Here is a 24,406-nt window from a genome sequence, read left to right as displayed (position 1 = left end):
TCCTCTGTCGTCCCGCATCGTCGAGCGTCATGTACGCCAGGTGCGCGAGGGCGGGGTGCTCCTGGTAGGAGAAGTGGTGCCGCTTCCCGCCGCGGGCTTCGGCGCTCAGGTGATGGGCGTCACCGCCGGGGCGCGCCGTCCCGGTCACCGGGATTCTTCCGGACACAACGTCAGAGGGCCCATCGGATGTCTCCGATGGGCCCTCTGAACTGGGTCGGGGTGGCGGGATTTGAACCCACGGCCTCTTCGTCCCGAAGCAACCTGGGCACCCGCCTGACCTCGGCGGGTAGCGCCGCTGACCTGCCAGAACGGTTCCCTACCGTCCGTGGCCGTCCGCCAAGGTGCGCACCCGTTGTAGCGCAGTAAGACACTCGGTCCGGCTGCCGGCAGGGGCGTCAGGGTGTAGCGCAGCTCGATGCGCTACTGCCGGAGCTTAATGTCCAGAGCGCAGATAGTTGTTGAGTTGATGCGCTAGGTTGATGACATCTTCGACCCAAACGATAGCTTGACTAGCATAGACGGTTTCGCTAGCAGATTGATTTCGAGATGAAGTGTGAGCCATGCGGCCCCGTTTGCCGCCAAGTGTATTCAATGTGACAAAGAGCTGCTCGCACGTATTTGAAAGCTTTTCTCCGTGGACTCCGAGCGGCTTGGCGAGGGCTCCTACATTGGATTCCTTGAGTCCGTGATTTGTATTAATCACCTTTGAGATATACAGATTCTTGGCGGTCGTGCAGATTTGGCGTGTCGGGAACTTATTTCCGGCGCCTTGACCAATCAAGTCCGGAGAGAAGTGCAGTGCCAGTTTGACGAAGCAGTGAGGCACGGTCGCGTCCGTAATCTCTTTTTCTCGATTCTCGACATATTCAAGGAAGAGGTTCTCAATAAACTCTTCAATGTGCGCATGTGAGAGAATTACGAAAGAGGAGATCAGCAGCTCTTGGCGGCGAGTTAGGTCGTCGGGAGCCTTTACCTGAAGGACATCATCGGGCAGTAATGAAGACTTCAGCTCGGCTATATCGTTCTTCAGTTCGTCGAGGAGGTCCACAGTCGAGCCCCCTAGCTGTTGAGGCAGGCAGGCCGAGGGATCGGCACCCCTAGCACTGCTCCGAGCGCATTTGCCCAGATTTCAAAGCGACTACTGGTGGCGTCAATGCTCTTCGTCGTGCTTGTGATGGCCGCAATGAACTTGTCATTTTCGACGCAGACATCCTTGAACGCCTTCAAGACCTCGTGCTTTCGGCCCAGTGCAGCGTCCCTGACGCGCTCGTCTGCGAGGGCGTGGATCTGCACGTCGAACACCGCGCGGTTCAGCGAGCGCTCCCAGCGGACCCCGGACCACTTGTGACAAGCCCCTGAGTCGCTGAAGATTTGTCGGGCCGCGTCGATAGCGCGCTCCATCTCGGACAGTTGCCCCCTGATCAGTTCAGACTTCGATGACCAGCTCTTGTTGAGATAGATGCATGTCTTGTCCAGAAAATCCTTCAGGTTTCCCTTATAGGGGACGAACTCATTCTGGAACCCGAAGTAGCGAACGAGCATTTCGGCATCGATCATCCTCCTGTCTGGGCCCTTATTTCCAAGAAGGTGCTGAAGGCCGGGACTGATGCCAGACTGCTCGTCGACGAAATTGACGAAGGCTCCCGGAACCAAAGCTTGGCGCAATTCCTGGGGTGAGAGTGGAACGCTTCCCGTGTTTAGCCGCAAGAATAGCGTATAGAGGAAGTCTTCGGACTCCCATCCCTTGATTGTTACCGTGCGGATGGTGTGATTCTCGAAGGCGTCAAACAGGTCGGATCGTTCATCTTCAAGTCTCTTGATGTCGAATCCCCGAACACTGCCAAGGATTGATGTGCCAGTGATCTTGAAGGGCTCAAAATCGGCATCAATTTCTTGCCCCTGGCCGGAGTAGAACTGGCGAAGGGCGAGGAGCCTTTGCTTTCCATCAATTACGAAGTAGTGGCCGGCGCGATCGGTTTTTTCCGCGAGGACGATCTGCGGGATCGGGTATGACAGAATTGCCGATTCGACAAATCGACTCTTTGTCGGGTTGGTCCATGCTGCGCGTCGCTGGAATGCAGGGTTTAGGTCAATCCTGCCCTTTCGCATCTGTGCCACGATTGTTTCGATCGTCCAGTCAGTGGCCGACACGCTGGCTCGCGCGGCAGTCAGGCGTTCTATTACGTCTTCTTCACTCTCGCCTGATTCCGGATCGACGGGGAGCATTCCCTCTGCGTACTGGCTGGTCACGTCCGCCTCCAAGATCGTGGATGACCAGGGTAGGGGATCACGGGTCGACTTGTCCGGGAGACGTGGGTTGATCAAGGTGGGCAGCGGTTTGCTCCGGGGTGCTCACAACACGCGGGCGGTGGAGCGGTTTTGGCCGGTGTCCTGCCTGGTTTGGGGTCGGGCATGATCGGGGGGCCGTAAGCTGTTGCGACTCGGTCAGGGCTTTTGGGCCTGACCGCAATTTGGCCGAGTGGCCCCCCGTTCTTGCTCGACTCGGGTCCCGAGCCTGGGAGGTGGGTAAAACCGTGGAGCCGCCCGACCCCAGCCGCGACGGGCTCTAACCTCGCCATCCCTCCCGGCCGCACGCTCGACGTGCGCGGCCGGCCGCCGCCGAAGCGGGGCGCAAGACAGGAGCGACGGCGAGCGGCTGAGCCGCGCGCTGGCGCGCTGTGCGCGCCCTTGAACCAGTAGCGAAACTCGTAACAGCCACCTTCCAACTCCACCCCCTCACCCCAACTCCCCTGATCCCTAACCCATCCCGTACACCGCCCGCCTGAGTCTGCACGCGCTGGCACCCATGCCCTGACCTCATAGACACCCCGCTCGCCCGGACCGCTGGCCCTGGCCTTTGGCTGAACTGGCTCGGCTGGCCTGCTGTCCGTGTTCCTGCTGATCGGTCCGTGGGCATGCTGACCTTGGTCAGGGAGGCTGTGCCGGAGGGGGACGAATGAGGGAGCTGGTGGTCAAGCCTTGGCGAGTGCCGGGGAAGGAACGGCTCTACGTCAACAAGGCTGGCGCCCGCGGGGATTCGGTGGCCTGGCTGGACTGCAAGACCGGGCTCGTCACGGTCGATGTCCCAGAGTTCGAGGCTCTCGCACTGGCCAAGGTCGAGGAATGGTGCGGGTCCTTCGGTAGTCATGTGCCACCGCGCACCGTTCGGCACCGAGGAGCGAAGAATCCGCCGCCAAAGCCGGCCCCTACATCCGTGCCGCAGCCTCGGGCAGAGGTCCCGTTCCTACCCCCGATGCGAGATGATGACGACCTGGCACGAAACCTCCCAGGCGCGGGGCTGGAGAGCCTGGTACGCGAGGGCGAGGAGAAGTACGGGCTGCTCGTCCGGCTTGCTGCCAAGATCTCACGCCAGCGTCTCGGTGATTCGAGCACGCTTCGCGGTCTGGAAGGTGAGCAGATCGTCGGGGCCCGTCTGGAACCGCTGAAAGCCGCCGGCTGGAAGGTCCTTCACGGGGTGCCGCTGCCGTCGGGGTCCGACATCGACCATGTGGTGATCGGCCCGCCGGGCGTCTTCACGATCAACTCGAAGCACCACCCGGGTGCCACCGTGTGGGTCGGCGACAAGGTGGTGAAGGTCAACCGAAACGGCTTCCCGTACCTGGAGAACTCGGAGTTCGAGGCGAGCCGTACCGCCAAGTTGCTCACCGAGTGGTGCGGCTTCGAGGTCCCCGTTCACCCCGTCATCGCCGTCGTCGGCGCCCAGAAGATCACGCTCGGCGCGGAGCCGGGAGTGACGGTCATCGACGGTGAGCAGGTCGCCTCAGTGCTGCCGTCCCGACCGGCAATGCTGTCCCCGAACAGGGTGGATCGGGTCTTCACCATCGCCCGCCACCGGCACGTCTGGAGCCAGCTGGGCAAGCACGGCAGGAAGACCGGCTGACTCAGCTCGCCTGCGGCATGTCGATGAGCGTCCGGCCGTCGTGCGTCCGGACGTGCGGGACCGTGTCGCCCCGGACAGCGTCGAGCAGACGAACGGCGTAGACCTCGCCCATGCGGTCAGCGATCTCCTCCGGGGTGAGCCAGGCAACGGCAGTCGACTCGTCCGACAGCTGCTCGCTGCCGCCCTCGGGGTGACACCGGAAGACCAGGGCGACGATGCCGCGGGTCACGTTCTTGTAGACCCCGGTGAGCCGCTCCACCGAGACCTTGATCCCGGTTTCCTCGTACACCTCGCGGCGTACGCCGTCCTCGACCGTCTCCGAGAGCTCCAACACCCCGCCGGGCGGCTCCCAGGTGCCATTGTCGGCCCGCCGGATCGCGAGAATCCGGCCGTCCTCACGCACCACCGCTCCGGCCACGGACACGGAGTGGAGAGGCATTGAAACTTGATTCGAGGACCTGGTACTCATGTACAGGAGAATAGGAGACCTTTCAGCACCATGGCGAGTGGCGAGGCCGCATCGACGGCGAAGGCGAAGTACCAGCAGATCGCGGACGACCTGGCGTCGCAGATCCGGTCCGGGGTCCTGGCTCCCGGCGCGGCGATCCCAAGTGAAGCCGAACTCATGGAGCGCTACGGGGTAGCGTCCGGCACGGTCCGCAAGGCGGTCGCGGAGCTGCGCACGACACAGCTGATCGAGACGCACCACGGCCGCGGCTCCTTCGTCCGCTCCCGCCCGCCCGTGCAGCGCAAGTCCTCGGACCGCTTCCGGCGCGCACACCGGCTGGCGGGCAAGGCGGCCTACCTGGCCGAGACGGAGCAGTCCGGCGGCAAGCCCTCGGTGAACGTGCTCTTCGTCGGACCGGTCGACGCCCCGGAGGAGATCGCCGAGCGGCTGAACGTGCCCGTCGGCTCGAAGGTGCTGGCCCGTAAGCGGCGGTACTTCCGCGACGGAACGCCGACCGAGGAAGCGACCTCCTACCTGCCGTGGGACGTGGTGAAGGACATCCCGGAGACCTTCGCCGAGAACCCCGGTGGCGGCGGGATCTACGCACGGCTGGAGGAGCACGGTCACACCTTGGCGGAGTTCACCGAGACCGTTCGGGCCCGGCTCGCCACCAAGGCCGAGACGGCCGCGCTGGCGCTGAGTCCCGGCTCCCCCGTGATCCACCTCGTCCGGGATGCCGTCACCGATGCCGGCCGCGTGGTGGAGGTCTGCGACACCGTCATGGCCGCTGACCAGTTCGTTCTCGATTACCGCTTCCCCGCGCGGGACTGACGCCAGCTCAACTCTCTCAGCCCGTCGCAAGATTCTTTCTCGCGGCGTGTTGACTCATGTACAGGAGTCGGGCACTCTTCTATCCATCAGCTCATGTACATGAGTGCATGAGAACACCTCCGCTAGAGGAGATGCACCGGGCTGTCCACTCGCCCGGATGCCCGATGAAGGAGCCAGAACATGCGCTTCATCCCCGTCGACACGACCGCCGCGCTGGTGATGGTCGCCCAGGCGCCCCGCCCGAAGCTCAAGAACCGTCAGACCGGCGAGCCCGCCGTGGACGCCGAGACCGGCGCGATGCTGGTCACCCTCGACGTCACGTTCGTGGCCAACGGTGAGGCGGACATCCTGTCCCTGACCGTGCCGCAGCCGGGTGTCCCGGAGGGGCTGGCGCCGGGCATGCTGGTGGCGCTGACCCGGCTGATCGCCCGGCCGTGGGAGAGCGAGTTCAACGGCCAGAAGCGCTCCGGGATCGCCTTCCGGGCCGACGCCGTGACGGTCGCCGCCCCGGTCCTCGCCAACGCGAACGCCTGATCGCCGTGGACGCCCTCACGGCCGCGCTCCTGGAGTTGGGCACCCCCGCCGCCGCTGCCGGCGCCGGCGTCCTCTACGCCAGGGCCAAGATGCCCCGGACGTACTGGGCGACGGTCGGAATCCCGCTGACCATCCACCGCATCCGGCACGACTACGAGAACGTCATGGAAGCCTGCGGGCTGACCGTAGAGCCTTCGTTCTGGCGCGCCATGGCCTCATCCGCCACCAACCGGCCGGCGAAGCCCGCAATGCCGAAGATCCGCAGCATGCAGATGAGTTCGACCGGCCTGCGGGTCCGTTTCAGGCTCGCCCGCGGTCAGCAGACGGAGGACATGGTCAACGCGGCCGAGCGTCTGCGGCACGCCTGGGAGGTCCACGCGGTGCACGTCTCGGAGGTCAAGCCCGGTGTGGTGGAGCTGCGGATCGTCGGCTTCGACGTACTACGCAACGTGCGCATGCCGCGTCGGGCCACAGCCAAGTCCCGGGAACTGCTGCGGGTTCCGGTCGCACTACGGGCCGATGGCACCGTTCACCACCGGGACTACCGGCAGGCTCCGAACGGGCTGAACCTCGGCGCCAACCAGTCCGGCAAGTCCATGTTCACCCGGAACCTGATCCACGGACTCGCCCCTCAGCCGGTCGCCCTGGTCGGCATCGACTGCAAGCGCGGCGTCGAACAGCGCCCGTTCGCACCGCGGCTGTCCGCTCTGGCCACCGACCAGGGCGAAGCACTCGGGCTGCTGCTCGCGCTGCTGGTCGAGATGGACGACCGGTACGACCTCATCCGTGACCACCAGGGTGTTCCCGGGTCGGTGGCTGCCGAGGACGTGACCGCCGACATCTGGGGCCTGCCGGAGAAGATCCGGCCGGTGCCGATCGTCGTCCTGGTGGACGAAATCGCCGAACTCTTCCTGGTCGCCAGCAAGGCCGACGAGGAGCGGCGGAACCAGCTCGTGACGGCGCTCATCCGGCTGGCCCAACTCGCCCGCGCCGCAGGCATCTTCCTGGAGATCGCGGGCCAGCGCTTCGGCTCGGAGCTGGGCAAGGGCGCGACCCTGCTCCGCTCCCAGCTCACCGGTCGCACCGTCCACCGGGTCAACGACCTGGAGACCGCGAAGATGGGGCTCGGGGATGTCTCCGACGCCGCCGTCGTCGCCGCTACGAAGATCAGCCCGGACATGCCCGGCCTGGCCGTCGCCGGCGACACCTCCGGCCTCTGGTCCGAGATCCGCACGCCGTACCGCTCGCTCGCCGAAGTCTCCGCGCGCTGCACCGAGTTCGCGCACCTGACGCCCGACCTGGACCGTCTGGCGGCCTTCCGCCCGCAGGTCGCTGCCCCTGTCACCATCCCGCCGATGCCCTCGGCACCGCCGGACCTGATCCCGGTCCCGCTCGGCAAGTAGCGGCACCTCACCCACCGGCCGACGCGACCGCTTCGCGCCAAGTCCCTACCCCTGCCATGCCTCAATCCGAAGGAGATCCACCCGTGTCCCGCAAGCCGTCCATCTCCGAGATCGGTGCCTTCCTCGGTCACCTCAAGGCCACCCCCGACAGCAAGGCCGACACCGGCCCGCTGCTCGCCGAGAAGGCCGATCTGCTGGAGCGCATCGCCGCGGCCAACCCGGACGACCACGACGCCGCCCAGATCGCCCGCGAAGCCCGGGCCGCCGCCGACCGCGCCCAGCGCAACAGCGAGTGACCCCGGTGGCCGCCCGCAAGCGCCCCGCGCCGCCGAAGCCCGCGCCCTGCGAGCCCTGCAAGGGCACTGGCCAGATCACCGAGACCGTGTACGCCGGCCGGGGCGCGCGTCGCCGCCGGATCGCCGACCAGGAGGCCACCTGCCTCGACTGCCTCGGCGCTGGAACCGCCCCCGCGTAACGCCAACCGCTGGCCGGGCGGCACGCCCACCGTGCCCCGCCCGGTCGCTCTTTCCAGGAGACAGCAATGCAGCAGGACACCTACCACTGCGTCCTCACGATCCAGCGGACCACGAACAACGGGACCGCCAGCGCGACGTTCTCGGACACCATCACGCCGACGCCCGGGATGACCCGCGCCGACGTGTTCAACCTGGCGATCGCCCACCTGACCCAGCGCCGGCCGGAGCTGACCGGCGGCACGGTCCTGCTCTTCGCCCTCGACAAGAACCAGCTCTGACGGGGCTCGCCATGCGCCGACTCCCCAAGCTGGATGCCGTACTGGCCCAGGCGGTCATTGCCGCCGCTCTGTCCTTCGCCCACCTGCACGACCTGGCCGCAGCCGCCGGACAGGCCGGATGGAAGTCCTGGGCCTACCCGGTGTCCGTGGACCTGCTGCTCGTCGCCGCCTGGCGTCGGATGCGCTCCGGCACCGCCCGCCGACTCGCCTGGTGCTGGTTCGTCATCGCCCTGGCCGCCTCCCTCGGCGCCAACGTCGGCACCGCCGGACTGCTCGACCTCGGCAACGCCCCGGCCTGGCTCCGCGTCCTGGTCGCCGGCTGGCCCGCCGCCGCCTTCCTCGGCGGCACCCTGCTAGCCCACTCGACCACCGCACCCGCCGACGAAACCCCGGTGGTGGAACTCGAACCGAACGACACCGAGACCGAGGACGCCGAGCCGCTCTACGTCCCGGCTGCCGAGCCGATCACCGAACCGCTCATCGAGCCGGAGCCCGTCGAACCGCCCGCGGCTGTCCCGGCGATCGAACCGGCCCCCGCCCCGGTACCGACCCCGGTGCCCGTGCCGGTCATGACCTCCGTCCCGGCCCCGGCCCCCACGGTCCCGGCGTTCCTGCTCGACCACGCCCGCAAGGTCGCCGACGACCACCGCACCCGCACCGGCACCCCGATCGATGCCGCCACGCTCCGCGCCCGCCTCGGCGTCCAAGACCCGCTCGCCTCGGCCCTCATCGCCGAACTCGTCTGAAAGGCCCACCTGGTGAACATCCAGCTGCCGTTCATCGTCGTCCTCGCGATCGTCGCGTGGCTCATCGTCCGGCACCTCCGACTGCGCTGGTGGGCCGTCGCCGCCCTCGTCCTCCTCGGCTTCTACCTCGCCGACACCTCCGCCGCCCCGCTGATCGACAACACCACCCGCGACGGCGTCTCCGTCGTCAACAAGACCAACAAGTAGCAAGCGAGAAAGGAGAGTTGGCCATGAAGACCACCGTCCGCCTGCCGCCCCTGGTCACCGTCGACAGCTCCGGCCTCGTCGCCGAGATCGAGGCCTACTTGGCCTCGCTGCCTGCCCCGGCCCGCACCGCGGTCCCGTACATCTCGCCCCTCGGCTCCACCCTCCAGCCCTGGAACGCCGGCTACCCGGTGCCCCGGCTCACGCTCCTCGACCGGATCACCCACCGCCCGGCCCGCCCGGTCCCGGTGAGCGCCGCCGGCCACCTGCGGCTCACCTCCCGCTACATCGGCGCCTTCGGCTGGCTCCAGGGCTCCATGTGGGACTCCGCCGGCCGCGTCTGCCTCCTCGGCGCCCAGGCCGCCGTCCTCGCCCACGGCTACGGCACCCCGGCCACCGTCACCACCGCCCGCGTCCAGGTCATGGAGATCCTGCACGCCACCGGCCGCCCTGCCCGGTCCCCGGACGAGTACAACGACCGCCCCACCACCCGACAGGCCGACATCCACCAGCTGCTCGACCGGGCCGCCGCCCGCGCCCAGCGCCTCGGCCTCTGACCTCCCCGGGGACGGCCAACACGCCGCCAGCATCCCGCCGCCCCGGAGATCGCAACCCCCATCCACGCCCGCCCATCACGGAGGACCACCATGGATCTCCCCACGGCCTTCGCCGCCGCTGTGCCGCTCATCGGATGGACCACCCACGCCGCCTGGCTGAACCAGCGCCTCGCGACCAGCCGCCGTGACCCGCTCACCGGGCTCCACACCCGCGACGGCTTCACCGCCCGAGCCCACCGGCTGACCCAGCACCACCCGGACCGCGCCTCGGTACTGCTGATCGACCTGGACGACTTCAAGGCCACCAACGACACCTACGGCCACGCCGCCGGCGACGCCGTGCTCACCGCGACCGCCGACCGCCTGTCCGCCTGGTGCGGCCGTACCGGCATCGCCGCCCGCCTCGGCGGAGACGAGTTCGCCGTCGTCGCCCTGGACGCCCCCGCGCGGCTGCCCGAACTGCGCGCGGCCCTCAACCAGCCGGTCCCGTACGCCGGCCTCACGCTCCCGGCCTCCGCCTCGGTGGGCATCTGCCCCGTCGCCGAGCTGCCGGTCGTCTCGCTCACGGACGCGCTCGCCTGCGCCGACCGGGACATGTACGCGCACAAGCGCGACGGCCGCACGACCCGCCGCCGCTGATTCCAAGACCGGCCCCGGGGCGGCAACACGCCGCCAAGCATCCCGCCGCCCCGAGGCCGCAACCCCTTCCCGAACCGAAGCCCACGAAGGAGACCACCATCATGCCGCAGCACAACCACGCCCAGAGCCGGATCTGCCCGAACTGCTCCGGTTTCGCCTCCGTCGCCATCGCCACCGGCGTCCGCCTGCGCGACGGCTCCCGCGACACCGTCCCGGTCACCTGCCAGACCTGCCACGGCGCCGGCACCATCGCCCGCCCGCTGGCCACCACCGCCAAGGCGGCCTGACCGATGGCCCTCCTCGACTGGCGTGACTCCAAGCACTGGGCCCCCAAGGCCGAGCCCTGCGGAGTCTGCGACAAGCCCACCAACCTGCGCTCCGACCGCGGCAAGCCCGTCCACAAGGTCTGCGCCGAAGAGTGGATCGACCGCCACCAGAAGCCCACCAACCCGTCCTGAGCCGCTCGCCCCGGAGCCGCTCGACCGCCCGGCTCCGGGGCCCTCTCCCGCAGGAGATGACCCCGTGCTCCACCAGATTCCGGACCGGCTGGCCCTCGCCGACCTGGCCCGCCTCGCCGCCCGGGGAGACCTTCCCCGCCTCCACGACCAGCTCCGCCGCACCGGCGGCTGCTCGAACCCGATGCACCTCAAGGGCTTCCGCACCCTCACCCACGCCCCGACCGGCGCCGTCTGGCACCGCTACTCCACCGACCACGAACCCGGCGGACGCCTCAAGGTCGCCTGCGGCAACCGCCGGGCCTCCCGCTGCCCCTCCTGCGCCCGCACGTACTCCGCGGACACCTTCCACCTGATCCGCGCCGGCCTCGCCGGAGACACCACCAAGGGAGTCCCGACCACGGTCCGCTCCCACCCCCGGGTCTTCGCCACCCTCACCGCCCCCTCGTTCGGCCCGGTCCACAACCGGCCCGACAAGGGCACCTGCCGCTGCGGCCACGCCCACCCCGCCGACTCGCCCCTGCTGGGCACGCCGCTCGACCCGGACCGCTACGAGTACGGGCACGCGGTGCTGTGGAACAACCACGCCCCCGACCTCTGGCGCCGCTTCACGATCTACCTGTTCCGGGTCATGGCGAAGATGGTCGGGCTGTACCAGTACGAGTTCAAGGAGCAGGCGAAGCTCTCGTTCGGCAAGGTCGCCGAGTACCAGCGCCGCGGCGCCGTCCACTTCCACGCCGTCATCCGCGTCGATGGCCCCGGCGGACCCGACACGCCCCCGCCCGCATGGGCCACCGTCGCCCTGCTGGACGCCGCGATCCGGGCCGCCGCCCGCCGCGCCGGAGTCCCCGTCGCCGCCGGAGGTGACCAGCCTGCCCGCGTCCTGGAGTGGGGCACGCAGGTCGACGTCCGCCCGATCGGTGCCTTCGCCGACGGAGAGATCACGGAGCGGGCTGTGGCCTCCTACATCGCCAAGTACGCCACCAAGTCCGCCGAGACCACCGAGACCGTGGACCGCCGCATCCTGGAACGCCACGAACTCGACCGGCACGACCTGCCCGCCCACACCCGCCGCCTGATCGAAGCCTGTTGGGACCTGGACCAGCACTACCCCGGGCGCCTGCTCGCGCACTGGTCGCACATGCTCGGCTTCCGCGGACACTTCTCTAGCAAGTCCCCCACCTACTCGACCACCCTCGGCGCCCTCCGCCAGGTCCGCGCCGACTACCGCGCCGAACAAGCCCGCACCGAACTCCGCGAACGCCTCCTCGCCGCCGGCCTCCCCGATCTGGACGACCTCCCCGACGCCGAGACCTTGGTCGTCGCCCACTGGGCCTTCGCCGGCGCCGGAAACTCCCCGGGCGAGTCCCTGCTCGCCGCCACCATCGCCCGGGACCTGCACGAACGCCACACCACCGACCGACAGGAGATGCGCGCACAACTCGCGCGAGAAGAGGGGGACTGGTGACCACAGCGACCGAGGGACCGTTGGCTCAGCCGGTTCTATACCGGGTCAGGGACGCCGTAGGGGTGCTGAATCTGAGCCGCACGGTCATCTACGACCTGATCCGCACCGGACGCCTTCGCACCGTCAACGAGGGCCGTTCCCGCCGCATCCCTGCGGCTGCCATCACCGATTACGTAGCGCTCCTGGAGCGCGAAGCCAGGGGGAACCAGTGACCAAGCGCCGGAGCCGGGGAGACGGCGGCCTCCACTGGGATGAGAAGCGCCAGCGCTGGATCGCGACTGCCAGCCTCGGCTTCGACCCGAGCGGCAAGCGCATCGTGAAGCGGGGGAGCGGCAAGACCAAGACCGAGGCCAAGAACAAGTTGAAGGACGTCCTTCGGGACTTCGAGGACGGCTTGGCCATCGCACCCACCAACTACACGGTGGCGAACGCGGTCAACGACTGGCTGACCTATGGACTCGCCGGCCGCGACGACCAGACGGTAACGACCTGCACGATCCTCTGCCGCACCCACGTGATCTCGGCTCTCGGCGCTCGCAAGCTCCGGGACCTCAGCGCCGAAGACGTGGACAGGTGGTTGGCGACCAAGGCCAAGACCCTCAGCACGCGCACCCTCCAGGGCCTCCACTCCTGCCTCAACCGGGCCGTGAAGCGCGCCATGGCCCGGGACAAGGTGAAGCGCAACGTGGTCGAGCTCTGTTCCGTCCCCACCGGCCAGCCCGGCCGGCCATCGAAGGCGCTGACCTTCGCTCAGGCCGAAGCCGTCCTCAAGGCGGCGGAGAAGACCTCTATGTACGCCTACATCGTGGTGTCCCTGCTCACCGGCGGACGCACCGAGGAGCTTCGGGCCCTGACCTGGGACCACGTGTTCCTCAAGGGCCAGCCCGACATGAAGCCGCCGATCCCGCCGCACATCGCCGTATGGCGCTCAGTCCGGGCCACCGGGGACACCAAGACCCGCAAGTCCCGCCGGACGCTCGCGCTCCCCGCCCGCTGCGTCGAGGCGCTCTGGGATCACTGGGTGGACCAGGGCTGGGACCGGCTCGCCGCCGGCGACAAGTGGGAGGAGAACAACCTGGTCTTCCACTCCGCCGTCGGCACCGAGCTGGACCCGTCCCACGTCCGCCGGGCCTTCCGCACCGCCATCGCCAAGGCTGACGGCGTAAACGCCGCCGACTGGACGCCGCGTGAGCTGCGCCACAGCTTCGTGTCCCTGCTCTCGGACAGCGGGGTGCCCCTGGAGGAGATCTCCCGGCTCGTCGGCCACTCCAGCACGGCGGTCACGGAAGAGGTCTACCGGAAGCAGATCCGCCCGGTGATCCAGACCGGTGCGACGGTCATGGATGACCTGTTCTCCCAGGACCCTGAGGCTTAGTCACTCAGTTGGTCACGCACAACGCCAGAGGGCCTACCGGATTTCTCCGGCAGGCCCTCTGGACTGGGTCGGGGTGGCGGGATTTGAACCCACGGCCTCTTCGTCCCGAACGAAGCGCGCTACCAAGCTGCGCCACACCCCGGTCTTTCTGTTTGTCGCTCCGTCTCCTTCGCGACGAGTAGAACTCTACCGGACGCTCGCCGAGACACGAAATCCGGTTTCGGGCGGGCGTCCGGCGGGGGTCAGCGGGGGGTGGGGGTGAGGGTGAGGAGGGTGGCTTCCGGGGGGCAGGCGAAGCGGACCGGGGTGTAGCGGTTGGTGCCGCAGCCGGCGGAGACGTGGAGGTAGGAGCGGTGGCCGCCGGCCTGGTGGGTGGAGAGGCCCTTGACGCGGCGGGTGTCGAGGTCGCAGTTGGTGACCAGGGCGCCGTAGAAGGGGATGCAGAGCTGGCCGCCGTGGGTGTGCCCGGCCAGGATCAGGGGGTAGCGGTCGGCGGTGAAGGCGTCGAGGACGCGCAGGTAGGGGGCGTGGACGACGGCGAGGGAGAGGTCGGCGTCGGAGGAGGGGCCGCCGGCGACCTCGGCGTAGCGGTCGCGGCGGATGTGCGGGTCGTCGAGGCCGGTGAACTCGAGGTCGAGGCCGTTGACGGTGAGGCGGCCGCGGGTGTTGGTGAGGTCGAGCCAGCCGGCCGCGTCGAAGCCGTCGCGGAGCTTCTCCCAGGGGTTGTGCACGGCGCCGCTGATGCCGCGGTTGCCGGTGCCGTCGGGGTTGTTCATGCCGTGGACGCCGCTGCGCATCGCCTGGAGGTAGCGGGCGGGGTTCTTGCGGGCGGGGCCGTAGTAGTCGTTGGACCCGAAGACGTATACGCCTGGGAAGTCCATGAGCGGTCCGAGCGCGTCGAGGGTGGCCGGGACGCCGAGGGGGTCGGAGAGGTTGTCGCCGGTGTTGACCACCAGGTCGGGGCGTAGCCCGGCCAGGCTCTGCAGCCAGCGCTGCTTCTTGCCCTGTCCGCTCACCATGTGGATGTCGGACACCTGGAGGATCCGGACGGGCTTGGCGCCGTGGGGCAGGACGGGGACCTCGACGCGGCGGAGCCGGAAGGCACGGACCTCGTACCCGACGGAGTAGGCGAGGCAGGCGGCGCCGGCGGCGGCGACACCGAGGGGAACGGAGTACAGCGGTCGCATCAGCCCATGCTCTCAGACGGTGGATCAGGTGGTGAACGGCCGGTCGGCCGCCGTGGGCGCGGTCTCCGGGGTCGGCGCGGGCGGGGGCTGCCCGGTCTCCCGCCGGGCGCGCAGGGCCCGGACCTTGTGCCGGTTGCCGCAGCGTTCCATGGAGCACCAGCGGCGCCGTCCGGGCCGGGAGGTGTCGACGAAGATCAGTCGGCAGTCGTTGGCGCCGCATTCCCGGATCCGGTCCGCGTACGGGCCGGTGAGCAGGGCGATGGCGTCCCGGGCGAGGGTGGAGATCAGTTGGGCCCCGTCGGCGGGCGGCGGGGTGCCGGGGGTGCCGTCCGGGGCGATCCGGGGGACGAGCGGGGGGTGGGCGGCGGTCCGGTTGAGGGTGGCGTGGTCCTCGGGGGTGCCGGTCCGGCCGCGGGCGCGGGCGGCGGCGAGGCGCCAGAGGGCGTCGCGCAGGGTGCGGGCGTCGGCGAGGTGTTCGGCGGTGATCCGTACGGTGCCGGCGGGCAGGCGCAGCCGGGAGCGGGGGAGCCAGCCGGTGAGGTCGGCCGGGTGGTGCAGCGCCTCGTACGGGGCGTGGTCGCCGGGGCCGCCGGTGGTGAGCAGTTCGAGGCAGAGGGCACCGGCGTCGAAGTGGAAGCGGCTGCCGCCAGGGGTGGTGAGGACCAGGCCGGTCGGGGCTTCCGCTGCGCCGTCTCCATCGGTCACGTAACCAGGATAAGTGGTTACGGATCAGAGCAGTGGAGGTCGTGGAGGTCGTGGAGGTCGAAGGTTAATGGCAAGCGACGGAACGTCCCAGGTGGGAGACTCATGGCCATGACGACGCTCAAGGATCAGCTGCACCAGGACCTCACGGCTGCCATCAAGGACCGGGACGAGCTGCGCTCGTCCACCATCCGGCTCACGCTGTCCGCCGTCACCAGCGAGGAGGTGGCGGGCAAGCAGAAGCGCGAGCTGTCCGACGCCGAGGTGCTGAAGGTGATCACCCGCGAGGCGAAGAAGCGCCGCGAGGCGGCCGAGGCCTTCGACACCGGCGGCCGGGTCGACCAGGCCGCGCGCGAGCGCGCCGAGGGCGAGGTGCTGGCGGCCTACCTGCCGAAGCAGCTCTCGGACGAGGAGCTGGCCGCGATCGTGGCCGCCGCCGTGGCCGAGAGCGGGGCGAGCGGCCCGCAGGCGATGGGCGCCGTGATGAAGCTGGTGAAGCCGAAGGTGGACGGCCTGGCCGAGGGCGGCCGGGTGGCTGCCGCGGTGAAGGCCGCGCTGCTCTGAGCCGCACGTGTGAAGCGGCACGCGTGAACACGCCGAAGGGGCGCCCCCGGAAGATCCGGAAGGCGCCCCTTCGCCGTGCGAGCGTCGCCGTGCGAGCGTCGTCGTGCGAGCTCGGAGGACCGAACGGGTCAGGTCAGCCGTTGCCGCCGCCGTGCTTGCCGCCGTTGCCGTTCCCGCCCCCGCCGATCATGCCGGGCGGGAGGGTGAACCCTCCTCCTATCACCCCACCGGGGCCGCCGTTCCCGTTGCCCGGTGCGGGCGGCGGCGGGTTCTGGCCGGCCGGCTGCTGCGGGGCGTTGGGGTCGGCCGGCGGGGTGGCGCCCGCGGGGGGAGCGGCCGGCTGCGGGTCCGGGATGTTGGTGGTCTGGATGGGCTCCAGCGGCGTGCCCTTGAGCGCCTGGTTCATGGCCATCTGCCAGATCGGGCCGGGGCCGTCGGCGCCGAACACCTCGTCGAAGTGCTTTCCGCCGATGTTGATGTTCTTCATCTTGACGCCGCCGGCCGGGCCGCCGAGCCAGACCGCGGTGGCCAGCGACGGGGTGTAGCCGTCGAACCAGGCGGCCTTCTTCTCGTCGGTGGTACCGGTCTTGCCGGCGATCTTGCGGCCGTCGTCCAGGCCGAGGGCGGCGGCGGTGCCCTTCTCGGTCACGTTGAGCAGGACGGTGTTGACCGAGTCCGCGGTCTGCTCGGAGAAGACCTGGTTGCACTGCGACTGCGGGACCTTGAGGTCCTTGCCGTCCACCGTGGTGATCTTGTTGATCGCGATCGGGGTGCAGTACTTGCCGCGGGCGGCGAAGGTCGCGTAGACGTTCGCCATGGTCAGCGGGGAGAGCTCCAGGGTGCCGAGGACCATCGAGGGCACCTCCTGGAACTGGTCGCCCTTCGCGGACTGGGTGATGCCCAGCTTGTTCGCCATCTGCTTCATCGCGCAGAGGCCGACCTGCTGCTCCATCTCCACGAAGTAGGTGTTGACCGAGAGGGCCATGGCCTGCTTGAGCTCGTACGGACCGACCTCGCCGGTCGACTCGTTCTTCACCGTGGCCTTGGGCTTGTCGGTGTTCTTCCAGGTGCCGTTGCAGGTCGACATCTGGGGGTAGTCGATCTTGTTCTCGGACGGGAACGACTGGGTGTTCGACATGCCCGCCTCCAGCGCCGCCGCGGCGAGGATCGGCTTGAAGGTCGAACCGGTCTGGAAGCCGTTGCCGCCGCCCATCGAGGCGTCGACGTTGAGGTTGACGACGGTCTGGTTCTTGTTCGGGTCCAGGCCGTACGGGCGGGTCTGGGCCATCGCCAGGATCTTGCCGGTGCCGGGCTCCATCATGGTCGCCGCGGCCGACACCTGGTCGGTCACGTTGACCTTCTTGGTGACGGCGTTCTGGGCGGCGGCCTGCTTGTCCGGGTCCAGCGTGGTGTAGATGTTCAGACCGCCGGTGTCCCACAGCTTCTTCCGGTCGTCGGCGGTCTTGCCGAAGGCCGGGTCCTGCTTGACCACGTGGCGGACGTAGTCGCAGAAGAAGCCCATGCCGGCCTGGGCGGTGATGCAGCCGTTCTGCGGGTCCTTGTACTTCAGGCCCAGCGGGGCGGCCTTCGCCTCCTTCGCCTGGTCGGCGGTGATGTGCTTGTTCTCGAGCATCTTGTCGATGACGACGTTGCGGCGCTTGATCGTGTTGTCGGGGTAGCGCACCGGGTCGTACTGCGACGGGTTCTGGACCAGCCCGGCCAGGGTGGCGGCCTCGGCGATGGTCAGGTCCTTGTTGCTCTTGCTGAAGTAGCGCTGGGACGCGGCCTCGATCCCGTAGGCCTGGTGGCCGTAGAACGTGATGTTGAGGTAGTTGGTGAGGATCTGGTCCTTGGTCAGGTCCTCCTCCAGCTTGATCGCGACCTTGAGCTCCTGGATCTTGCGGCCCAGGGTCTTGCGCTGGGCCTCCAGGACGGCGGCCTGGTCGTCGCCGGCCTTCTCCACGTTGACGTTCTTCACGTACTGCTGGGTCAGCGTGGACGCGCCCTGGGAGGCGGAACCGCTCTCGGCGTTCTTGCCGACCGCGCGCAGGATGCCCTTGAGGTCGACGGCGCCGTGCTCGTAGAACCGGGCGTCCTCGATGTCGACCTGGGCCTTCCGCATGTACGGCGACATCTGGTCGGCGGTGAGGACGGTGCGGTCGCGCTCGTAGACCTTGGCGATCAGCCCGCCCTTGGCGTCGAAGATCTGGGTGGCCTGGGTGAGCGGCGGCGTCTTGAAATCGTCGGGGATGTTCTGGAAGCTCTCCGCCGTGTCCTTGGCGGTCAGCCCCATGGCGCCGACGGCCGGCAGGGCGAGGCCCGCCAGCAGGACTCCGGAGAGCACGCTGACGCCCAGGAACTTCACGCCGTTGCCGACGTGGTCCATCGGTGATCCGCTGCTCTTCCGGCGCGGAGCTCCGGGACTGCCTGGGGGCTGGGATGCCTGTGGGCGCTTCGGTGCCATGAGGAGAACCCTACGTCCCCGATTCCCGCACATCGGGGCAGGTGTTCGCCTAGGCTTGTCACAAGCTTGCGACAGCTTCGGTGCGTCAACATCGTTCACTCTTGTGGGTGCGGAGAGTTGCCCGAATTGCCCGCCCTTGTGCGGGTTTTGAGGCGGTCGAGGCCAGTTGTGTTCGGGTGAATGGTTGCGCTCCGTGACGACGCGTGTGGCGAGAGTGGGGACTTCGCGGCTGGCAAGGCCCGCGACCTGCGATCACTCCAACGAGTGAGATGACCGATACCCATAGTCCGATTGGGTCATTCGAGATTGAGCCCGAAGGGGCTGTTGCAAGTTCTCCTTCTTCCGTAACGTCCTCAACTGGCAACGGTGAATATGCCGTTGCCGCCGTGGGGGAGCCTCGAATCATCGGGAGAGGACGGCGCCGGCATGGGCTGGGTTGACGACTGGAGTGCGCAGGCCGCCTGCCGCACGAGCGATCCGGACGAACTGTTCGTCCAGGGGGCCGCACAGAACCGGGCGAAGGCGGTGTGCAGCGGCTGCCCCGTCCGGACGGAGTGCCTCGCGGACGCGCTGGACAACCGGGTGGAGTTCGGGGTCTGGGGCGGGATGACGGAGCGCGAGCGCCGTGCGCTGCTGCGCCGCCGCCCGACGGTCATGTCCTGGCGGAGGCTGCTGGAGACGGCCCGCACCGAGTACGAGGAGTCGCTCGCGACCGGCGTGATACTGACGGACTACGCCCAGGCGGGCTGAGCCCGGCCGCGCCGCTCCGGCCGGGACTACACCGCGCCGTTGAGCCGGTCCCCGATGGCCCGCAGACCGTCCAGGTCGTGCACGTCGCCGGGCAGCGCCGCCACCTCCACGATCGGCACGTCCGGGTACACCGAGACGAAGCGGTCCCGGGTGCGCCGCTCGCGCCCCATGATCTGCATCCGCTCGGCGTGCAGCCGCAGCAGCCCGGCCGCGAGCAGCTCCGCCTCGGGCGAGGAGTGCTCCGAGCCGTTCTCCTCCAGCGCCTCGGCGGCCGCCAGTGCCCGCTCCGCGGTGAGCTGCGGCGCTCCCGTGCTGTGCACCCGGTTGAGCACCAGCCCGGCCAGCGGCATCCGGTCCGCGGCGAGCCGGTCGACGAAGTATGCCGCCTCGCGCAGCGCGTCCCGCTCCGGCGCCGCCACCACCAGGAACGCCGTGCCGGGCGCCTTCAGTAGCTGGTAGGTGCGGTCGGCGCGCTCCCGGAAACCGCCGAACATCGAGTCCATCGCGCTGACGAAGGTCTGCACGTCGGTGAGCAGCTGGGCGCCGAAGATCTTGCCCAGGGCGCCGGTGAGCAGGCCCATCCCGGCGTTGAGGAAGCGCATCGCGCTGCGGCCGCCGACCTTGGCCGGCGCGGTCAGGATGCGGATCACCCGGCCGTCCAGGAAGGACCCGAGCCGGTTGGGGGCGTCCAGGAAGTCCAGTGCCGAGCGGGACGGCGGAGTGTCCACGACGATGAGGTCCCACTCCTCGGCGGCGCGCAGCTGTCCGAGCTTCTCCATCGCCATGTACTCCTGGGTGCCCGCGAAGCCGGCCGACAGGGACTGGTAGAAGGGGTTCTCCATGATCGCCTTGGCCCGTTCGGGCTCGGCGTGGGCCAGCACGACCTCGTCGAAGGTCCGCTTCATGTCGAGCATCATGGCGTGGAGCCGGCCGTCCCCCGCGACGTCCTTGACCACCCGGGGGGTGTTGTCCAGCTCGGTCAGGCCCATCGACTGGGCGAGCCGTCGGGCCGGGTCGATGGTCAGCACCACGACCTTGCGGCCGCGTTCGGCGGCCCGCAGGCCGATCGCCGCGGCGGTGGTGGTCTTGCCGACGCCGCCGGAGCCGCAGCAGACGATGATCCTGGTCTTCGGGCTGTCGATCAGCTCGTCCACCGCGAGCCGGCTGCCGGTGCCCCGCACCCCGCCGTTCGCCGAAGCCGTACCGCCCTTCGCCGAAGTCCCGCCGTTCGCTGAAGCCGTACCGCCGTTCGCCGGAGTCACGCCGCCCCCTGCCGCTTCAGTTCGCCCGCCAGCCGGTACAGCCCGCCGAGGTCCACGCCCTCGCCCAGCAACGGGAGTTCGTACGTCGGGAGCCGCAACTGCTGCAGGTCGGCGCGCTGTTCGCGCTCCAGCTCGACCCGCTCGGCGTGCTCCCTGGCCTGCTCCAGCAGCGGGTCGAGCAGTGGCTCCACCGCCGTCCGGACCGTCTCCGCCTTGCGCGAGCGGCCCCCCAGCCCGGCCTCGCCGAGGGCCAGGGCCACCTCCTCCCGGTGGTCCCCGTCCACGGCGGCGACCGCGGCTGCGTCCAGCAACGGCGGTCGGACCATGTTGACCATCACCCCGCCCACCGGCAGCTTCGCCTCGCGCAGCTCCGCGATGCCGTCGACCGTCTCCTGCACCGGCATCTCCTCCAGCAGGGTGACCAGGTGCACGGCGGTCTCCGGGGACCGCAGCACCCGCATCACCGCCTGCGCCTGGGTGTGTATCGGGCCGATCCGGGCCAGCCCGGCGACCTCGGAGTTGACGTTCAGGAACCGGGCGATCCGCCCGGTCGGCGGGGCGTCCATCACCACCGCGTCGTACCGGCGCCGCCCGTCCGGGCCCTTGCGGCGGGCCGCCTCGCAGGCCTTGCCGGTGAGCAGGACGTCCCGCACGCCGGGGGCGATGGTGGTGGCGAAGTCGACGAAGCCGACCTTCTGCAGCGCCTTGCCGGCCCGGCCGAGCTTGTAGAACATTTCCAGGTACTCGAGCAGCGCCTGCTCGGTGTCGATCGCCAGCGCGAGGACCTCGCCGGGCCCGCCCTCCCCGGCCGGCAGCCCCAACTGGGGGCGGGAGACAGAGGCGATCCGGCGCTCCTCGTACGGGAGCGCGGCGATCCCGAACAGCTCGGCGATGCCCTGCCGCCCCTCGACCTCGATCAGCAGCACCCGCCCGCCCTCGGCGGCCAGGGCCAGGGCCAGCGCGGCGGCCAGCGTGGTCTTCCCGGTGCCGCCCTTGCCGCTGACCACGTGCAGCCGGACCCCCTCCCAGTCGGGGTCGCGCCGGGCCGCCTGGCCGGGGGTGCGTGCCACGCTGCGTCTCCGTCCGTCTCCGTCCCTATGGGCGTCCCCTCCCGCGGGGGTGCCCCAGCCGGGGGTGCCCGATCGCGCAGGGGATGCCCCTCCATGAGGGTGCCCCTCCGCGCGGACGCCCCTCCACGGGGGGTGCCCCCGCACGAGGATGCCCTCTCGCGAGGGTAACCAGGGAGCACGCCCGATGCCCGGAGCACCCGGGGTACCAGGACTGAATCATGCCCCCTTTGTGTCCCACCTCACACGCGGGGCGATGGGCGGCGGCGATCGTCGGGACGGCTCGTCTAGAGTCTGGCCATGACCAAGTGGGAATACATGACGGCGCCCCTGCTCGTGCACGCCACCAAGCAGATCCTGGACAACTTCGGCGAGGACGGCTGGGAGCTCGTCCAGGTCGTGCCCGGCCCGAACCCGGAGCAGCTGGTGGCCTACTTCAAGCGGGAGAAGAACGCATGAGCCAGGTCGAGTCGCTCCTCGCCGAGCTGGGCCTGACCCTGCCGCCGGTGGCCGCCCCGGTCGCCGCGTACGTGCCGGCCGTGCGGTCCGGTGAGTTCGTGTTCACCTCCGGCCAGCTGCCGGTCGTCGGCGGCAAGCTGCCGAGCACCGGCAAGGTCGGCGCCGAGGTGTCCCCGGAGGAGGCCAAGGAGCTCGCGCAGACCTGCGCGCTGAACGCCCTGGCCGCCGTGAAGTCGGTGATCGGCGACCTGGACCGGATCGAGCAGGTCGTGAAGGTCGTCGGCTTCGTCGCCTCCGCCCCCGACTTCACCGGCCAGCCCGGCGTCATCAACGGCGCCAGCGAGCTGCTCGGCAAGGTGCTGGGCGAGGCCGGTGTGCACGCCCGCAGCGCGGTCGGCGTCGCGGTGCTGCCGCTGGACGCCCCGGTCGAGGTCGAGATCCAGGTGCGCGTCAAGAACGCCTGAGTGTGATCGCGAAGGCGGGGTCGGGCCTGTCCAACCCCGCCTTCGTGCGCTTAGCATCCGGGCATGGACCATCGAGCAACGACGCTCCCGATGCCGCCCGGTTGGCCCGCCCTGATCCGGGCGGTCGACTCCGGCCTGCTCACCCCGGCGGTGGCCAAGCCCGCCGCGACGGTCGTGCTGCTGCGCGACTGCGCCGAAGGGCCGGAGGCCTACCTGCTGCGCCGTCGCACCTCGATGGCCTTCGCGGCGGGGATGTACGCCTACCCGGGCGGCGGGGTGGACCCGCGCGACGCCGAGGTCGAGCCCGGCTGGGCCGGGCCGTCGCCCGAGGAGTGGGCGCAGCGGCTCGGGGTGGACGCCCGGACGGCGCGGGCGGTGGTGTGCGCCGCGGTGCGGGAGACCTTCGAGGAGGCCGGCGTGCTGCTGGCCGGTCCGGACGCGCGGAGCGTCGCCGCGCCGCGCGACTGGTCCGCGGAGCGGGCCGCGCTGGAGGCGCACGAGCTGTCCTTCGCCGAGTTCCTGCGGGACCACGGCCTGGTGCTGCGCAGTGACCTGCTGGGCGGCTGGGCCCGCTGGATCACCCCGGAGTTCGAGGCGCGGCGCTACGACACCTGGTTCTTCGTGGCCGCCCTGCCGGCCGGCCAGCGCGCGGCCCTGGAGGTCGGCGAGGCCGACCGGGTCGCCTGGCTGACACCCGCCGAGGCGGTCCGGGGCCACCGGGAGGGCCGGTTCGGCATGCTGCCGCCGACGGTGACGGTGCTGCGCGAGCTGTCGCACGTCCGGTCGGCCGCCGAGGCGCTGGCCGCGGCCGCCGACCGGGTGCTGGAGCCGGTGCTGGGCCGGGCCGAGGTCCGCGGCGACCGGATGACGGTCCGCTGGCCCGGGTACGACGAACTGACCATCGACGGGGAGTTCCCCGCCGAGGAATCCTGACCCCCACGAGCGCATCCCACTCCGCATCCCACTCCGCCGTCACACGGCAACGCCGACCAGGAAGGACCGACACCCGATGGACCACAACGCCGTGGCTCGCCGGACGGCCCCCGAGCTGCCCGCCCGCCGACTGATCCGCCGTTCCCCCGCCTGCGACGGTCCGGTCCCGTTCACCGAGGTCGCCCAGCGCGCCCTCGTCCGGGCCCTGCCCCTGCGGGCCCTGCACCGTGACGGCGAGCGCGGCCGGTGAGTGAGCGGAGCGAGCGAACCATCGAGCGCAGCGAGGTAGGAGCATGAGCGGATTCCTGCCGGGCGATCCCGCCGCCGTGGTCGGCGGCGAGGCGACTCCCCGGGCGTTGTGCGTGCTGGCGCCGAACCCGTCGCCGATGACGCTGGACGGCACCAACACCTGGCTGCTCTCCGAGCCCGGCTCGGACCTCGCGGTGGTGATAGACCCGGGCCCGCTGCACGAGGGCCACCTGCGCCGGGTGGTCGAGCTGGCCGAGGAGCGCGGCAAGCGGATCGCGCTGACCCTGCTGACCCACGGCCACGCGGACCACTCCGAGGGCGCGGCCCGCTTCGCCGAGCTGACCGGCAGCGAGGTGCGGGCCCTGGACCCAGCGCACCGGCTGGGCTCCGAGGGCCTGGTGGGCGGTCAGCGCCTGGACGTCGGCGGCCTCGACCTCCGGGTGGTCGCCACTCCTGGCCACACCTCGGACTCGCTGACCTTCCACCTGCCGGACGACGGCGCGGTCCTCACCGGGGACACCGTGCTCGGCCGCGGCACCACGATGGTCGCCCACCCCGACGGCCGGCTCGGGGACTACCTGGACTCGCTGCGCCACCTGCACACGATGGCCTCCGCGTACGGCGTGCGGACGGTGCTGCCCGGCCACGGCCCGGTGCTCGCGGACGCGCTCGGCGCCGTCGACTACTACCTGGCCCACCGGGCCACCCGGCTCGCCCAGGTGGAGACCGCGGTGGAGGCGGGTTGCCGGACGGCCGCCGAGGTGGTCGCCCGGGTCTACGCCGACGTGGACCGGGCGCTCTGGCCGGCCGCCGAGCTGTCGGTGCGGGCCCAGCTGGAGTACCTGACGGAGCACGGGCTGATCCCGGACCAGGACTGACGCACGAACGCCGGAGGGCGCCGCGGCGGCGTCCGGTAGGCCGCCACGACCGTCTCTTATAAAAAAAAAGAGCAGCCCCACACAATCAGAGAATCGGTTAACTAGCTGGAGG

Annotated in this window: 31 protein-coding genes and 1 tRNA gene; 23 read left to right on the top strand and 9 right to left on the bottom strand. The window is 69.8% G+C overall.

Going from position 1 to position 24,406, the window contains the following annotated elements; translation table 11 throughout:
* Positions 1 to 433: 433 nt before the first annotated feature.
* Positions 434 to 1,048, bottom strand: coding sequence for a HEPN domain-containing protein (locus ACFWIS_RS22035; RefSeq protein WP_380451255.1), 615 nt, complete (start codon positions 1,046 to 1,048; stop codon positions 434 to 436).
* Positions 1,049 to 1,059: 11 nt separating this feature from the next.
* The gene (locus tag ACFWIS_RS22030; protein ID WP_380451257.1) at positions 1,060 to 2,250 is read right to left on the bottom strand and encodes a DUF262 domain-containing protein; all 1,191 of its coding nucleotides are present in this window, start codon (positions 2,248 to 2,250) and stop codon (positions 1,060 to 1,062) included.
* 706 nt (positions 2,251 to 2,956) lie between these two features.
* On the opposite strand from ACFWIS_RS22030, the gene ACFWIS_RS22025 reads away from it, so the two are divergent.
* Positions 2,957 to 3,901, top strand: a complete 945-nt coding sequence (locus ACFWIS_RS22025; RefSeq protein WP_380451259.1) for a nuclease-related domain-containing protein — start codon at positions 2,957 to 2,959, stop codon at positions 3,899 to 3,901.
* Between the two features lies 1 nt (position 3,902).
* On the opposite strand, the gene ACFWIS_RS22020 is transcribed toward ACFWIS_RS22025, so the two are convergent.
* On the bottom strand, positions 3,903 to 4,382 hold the full coding sequence (locus tag ACFWIS_RS22020) for an NUDIX hydrolase (protein WP_380451435.1): 480 nt from the start codon (positions 4,380 to 4,382) through the stop codon (positions 3,903 to 3,905).
* An 18-nt stretch (positions 4,383 to 4,400) separates the two neighbouring features.
* Here ACFWIS_RS22020 and ACFWIS_RS22015 point away from each other — a divergent pair, with 18 nt between their 5' ends.
* The 15 genes from ACFWIS_RS22015 (at position 4,401) to xerC (ending at position 13,315) form a co-directional block, all read left to right on the top strand.
* Entirely contained in the window at positions 4,401 to 5,180 is a 780-nt protein-coding gene (locus ACFWIS_RS22015) for a GntR family transcriptional regulator (protein WP_380451261.1), read from the top strand.
* Positions 5,181 to 5,360: 180 nt separating this feature from the next.
* Positions 5,361 to 5,714 (top strand): hypothetical protein, encoded by a 354-nt coding sequence (locus ACFWIS_RS22010; protein WP_380451262.1) that lies wholly within the window; start codon positions 5,361 to 5,363, stop codon positions 5,712 to 5,714.
* A gap of 5 nt (positions 5,715 to 5,719) precedes the next feature.
* Positions 5,720 to 7,117, top strand: a complete 1,398-nt coding sequence (locus tag ACFWIS_RS22005; RefSeq protein WP_380451264.1) for an FtsK/SpoIIIE domain-containing protein — start codon at positions 5,720 to 5,722, stop codon at positions 7,115 to 7,117.
* A gap of 83 nt (positions 7,118 to 7,200) precedes the next feature.
* Positions 7,201 to 7,413, top strand: a complete 213-nt coding sequence (locus tag ACFWIS_RS22000) for a hypothetical protein (protein WP_380451266.1) — start codon at positions 7,201 to 7,203, stop codon at positions 7,411 to 7,413.
* A gap of 5 nt (positions 7,414 to 7,418) precedes the next feature.
* A complete protein-coding gene (locus ACFWIS_RS21995; protein ID WP_380451268.1) occupies positions 7,419 to 7,592 on the top strand; it encodes a hypothetical protein in 174 nt (57 codons plus the stop codon).
* A 66-nt stretch (positions 7,593 to 7,658) separates the two neighbouring features.
* Positions 7,659 to 7,871 carry a hypothetical protein gene (locus ACFWIS_RS21990; protein WP_380451270.1) on the top strand — a complete coding sequence of 71 codons (213 nt, stop codon included), beginning with the start codon at positions 7,659 to 7,661 and terminating at the stop codon, positions 7,869 to 7,871.
* A gap of 11 nt (positions 7,872 to 7,882) precedes the next feature.
* Complete coding sequence (locus ACFWIS_RS21985) at positions 7,883 to 8,617, top strand: DUF2637 domain-containing protein (protein WP_380451272.1); 735 nt, start codon at positions 7,883 to 7,885, stop codon at positions 8,615 to 8,617.
* A gap of 12 nt (positions 8,618 to 8,629) precedes the next feature.
* Positions 8,630 to 8,824, top strand: coding sequence for a hypothetical protein (locus ACFWIS_RS21980; RefSeq protein WP_188304109.1), 195 nt, complete (start codon positions 8,630 to 8,632; stop codon positions 8,822 to 8,824).
* A gap of 23 nt (positions 8,825 to 8,847) precedes the next feature.
* Entirely contained in the window at positions 8,848 to 9,378 is a 531-nt protein-coding gene (locus ACFWIS_RS21975) for a hypothetical protein (RefSeq protein ID WP_380451274.1), read from the top strand.
* 90 nt (positions 9,379 to 9,468) lie between these two features.
* A complete protein-coding gene (locus tag ACFWIS_RS21970) occupies positions 9,469 to 10,017 on the top strand; it encodes a GGDEF domain-containing protein (RefSeq protein ID WP_380451276.1) in 549 nt (182 codons plus the stop codon).
* A gap of 101 nt (positions 10,018 to 10,118) precedes the next feature.
* Positions 10,119 to 10,304, top strand: coding sequence for a hypothetical protein (locus ACFWIS_RS21965; RefSeq protein ID WP_380451278.1), 186 nt, complete (start codon positions 10,119 to 10,121; stop codon positions 10,302 to 10,304).
* A 3-nt stretch (positions 10,305 to 10,307) separates the two neighbouring features.
* Positions 10,308 to 10,475, top strand: coding sequence for a hypothetical protein (locus tag ACFWIS_RS21960; RefSeq protein WP_380451280.1), 168 nt, complete (start codon positions 10,308 to 10,310; stop codon positions 10,473 to 10,475).
* 64 nt (positions 10,476 to 10,539) lie between these two features.
* Positions 10,540 to 11,940 (top strand): replication initiator protein RepSA, encoded by a 1,401-nt coding sequence (gene repSA, locus ACFWIS_RS21955; protein WP_380451282.1) that lies wholly within the window; start codon positions 10,540 to 10,542, stop codon positions 11,938 to 11,940.
* Positions 11,937 to 12,152 (top strand): helix-turn-helix domain-containing protein, encoded by a 216-nt coding sequence (locus tag ACFWIS_RS21950; RefSeq protein WP_380451284.1) that lies wholly within the window; start codon positions 11,937 to 11,939, stop codon positions 12,150 to 12,152. The genes repSA and ACFWIS_RS21950 overlap by 4 nt, the downstream gene beginning before the upstream one ends.
* Positions 12,149 to 13,315 carry a tyrosine recombinase XerC gene (gene xerC / locus ACFWIS_RS21945; protein WP_380451286.1) on the top strand — a complete coding sequence of 389 codons (1,167 nt, stop codon included), beginning with the start codon at positions 12,149 to 12,151 and terminating at the stop codon, positions 13,313 to 13,315. The genes ACFWIS_RS21950 and xerC overlap by 4 nt, the downstream gene beginning before the upstream one ends.
* Before the next feature lie 68 nt (positions 13,316 to 13,383).
* On the opposite strand, the gene ACFWIS_RS21940 is transcribed toward xerC, so the two are convergent.
* The 3 genes from ACFWIS_RS21940 to ACFWIS_RS21930 form a co-directional block, all read right to left on the bottom strand.
* Positions 13,384 to 13,457, bottom strand: a tRNA-Pro gene (locus ACFWIS_RS21940).
* A gap of 100 nt (positions 13,458 to 13,557) precedes the next feature.
* On the bottom strand, positions 13,558 to 14,502 hold the full coding sequence (locus ACFWIS_RS21935) for a metallophosphoesterase (RefSeq protein WP_380451288.1): 945 nt from the start codon (positions 14,500 to 14,502) through the stop codon (positions 13,558 to 13,560).
* Positions 14,503 to 14,526: 24 nt separating this feature from the next.
* Entirely contained in the window at positions 14,527 to 15,207 is a 681-nt protein-coding gene (locus ACFWIS_RS21930; protein ID WP_380451290.1) for a CGNR zinc finger domain-containing protein, read from the bottom strand.
* 108 nt (positions 15,208 to 15,315) lie between these two features.
* On the opposite strand from ACFWIS_RS21930, the gene ACFWIS_RS21925 reads away from it, so the two are divergent.
* Positions 15,316 to 15,768, top strand: a complete 453-nt coding sequence (locus tag ACFWIS_RS21925; protein WP_380451292.1) for a GatB/YqeY domain-containing protein — start codon at positions 15,316 to 15,318, stop codon at positions 15,766 to 15,768.
* A gap of 133 nt (positions 15,769 to 15,901) precedes the next feature.
* Here ACFWIS_RS21925 and ACFWIS_RS21920 read toward each other — a convergent pair whose 3' ends face one another.
* The gene (locus tag ACFWIS_RS21920) at positions 15,902 to 18,154 is read right to left on the bottom strand and encodes a transglycosylase domain-containing protein (protein ID WP_380451294.1); all 2,253 of its coding nucleotides are present in this window, start codon (positions 18,152 to 18,154) and stop codon (positions 15,902 to 15,904) included.
* A gap of 504 nt (positions 18,155 to 18,658) precedes the next feature.
* Here ACFWIS_RS21920 and ACFWIS_RS21915 point away from each other — a divergent pair.
* The gene (locus tag ACFWIS_RS21915; protein WP_033333275.1) at positions 18,659 to 18,982 is read left to right on the top strand and encodes a WhiB family transcriptional regulator; all 324 of its coding nucleotides are present in this window, start codon (positions 18,659 to 18,661) and stop codon (positions 18,980 to 18,982) included.
* Between the two features lie 26 nt (positions 18,983 to 19,008).
* Here ACFWIS_RS21915 and ACFWIS_RS21910 read toward each other — a convergent pair whose 3' ends face one another.
* Complete coding sequence (locus ACFWIS_RS21910) at positions 19,009 to 20,163, bottom strand: ArsA family ATPase (protein WP_380451437.1); 1,155 nt, start codon at positions 20,161 to 20,163, stop codon at positions 19,009 to 19,011.
* A 77-nt stretch (positions 20,164 to 20,240) separates the two neighbouring features.
* Positions 20,241 to 21,314, bottom strand: coding sequence for an ArsA-related P-loop ATPase (locus ACFWIS_RS21905; protein WP_380451296.1), 1,074 nt, complete (start codon positions 21,312 to 21,314; stop codon positions 20,241 to 20,243).
* Positions 21,315 to 21,611: 297 nt separating this feature from the next.
* Here ACFWIS_RS21905 and ACFWIS_RS21900 point away from each other — a divergent pair, with 297 nt between their 5' ends.
* The 5 genes from ACFWIS_RS21900 to ACFWIS_RS21880 all read left to right on the top strand — a co-directional run bounded on the left by ACFWIS_RS21900 (position 21,612) and on the right by ACFWIS_RS21880 (position 24,294).
* Positions 21,612 to 21,770 carry a DUF4177 domain-containing protein gene (locus tag ACFWIS_RS21900; RefSeq protein ID WP_094743074.1) on the top strand — a complete coding sequence of 53 codons (159 nt, stop codon included), beginning with the start codon at positions 21,612 to 21,614 and terminating at the stop codon, positions 21,768 to 21,770.
* Positions 21,767 to 22,234 carry a RidA family protein gene (locus tag ACFWIS_RS21895; RefSeq protein ID WP_380451298.1) on the top strand — a complete coding sequence of 156 codons (468 nt, stop codon included), beginning with the start codon at positions 21,767 to 21,769 and terminating at the stop codon, positions 22,232 to 22,234. Before ACFWIS_RS21900 ends, ACFWIS_RS21895 begins: the two co-directional genes overlap by 4 nt.
* A gap of 63 nt (positions 22,235 to 22,297) precedes the next feature.
* Positions 22,298 to 23,167, top strand: a complete 870-nt coding sequence (locus ACFWIS_RS21890) for an NUDIX hydrolase (RefSeq protein ID WP_380451300.1) — start codon at positions 22,298 to 22,300, stop codon at positions 23,165 to 23,167.
* 76 nt (positions 23,168 to 23,243) lie between these two features.
* Positions 23,244 to 23,417: a hypothetical protein gene (locus ACFWIS_RS21885; protein ID WP_380451302.1), complete on the top strand. Its 174-nt coding sequence runs from the start codon at positions 23,244 to 23,246 to the stop codon at positions 23,415 to 23,417.
* 43 nt (positions 23,418 to 23,460) lie between these two features.
* Positions 23,461 to 24,294, top strand: a complete 834-nt coding sequence (locus ACFWIS_RS21880) for an MBL fold metallo-hydrolase (RefSeq protein ID WP_380451304.1) — start codon at positions 23,461 to 23,463, stop codon at positions 24,292 to 24,294.
* Positions 24,295 to 24,406: the final 112 nt, after the last annotated feature.

Origin of the sequence: Kitasatospora sp. NPDC127060, from assembly GCF_042724935.1 — a bacterium.
Lineage (GTDB): Bacteria > Actinomycetota > Actinomycetes > Streptomycetales > Streptomycetaceae > Kitasatospora.
Note: the sequence above shows the minus strand (reverse complement) of the source record. Positions and strands in the feature narration are given on the sequence as shown.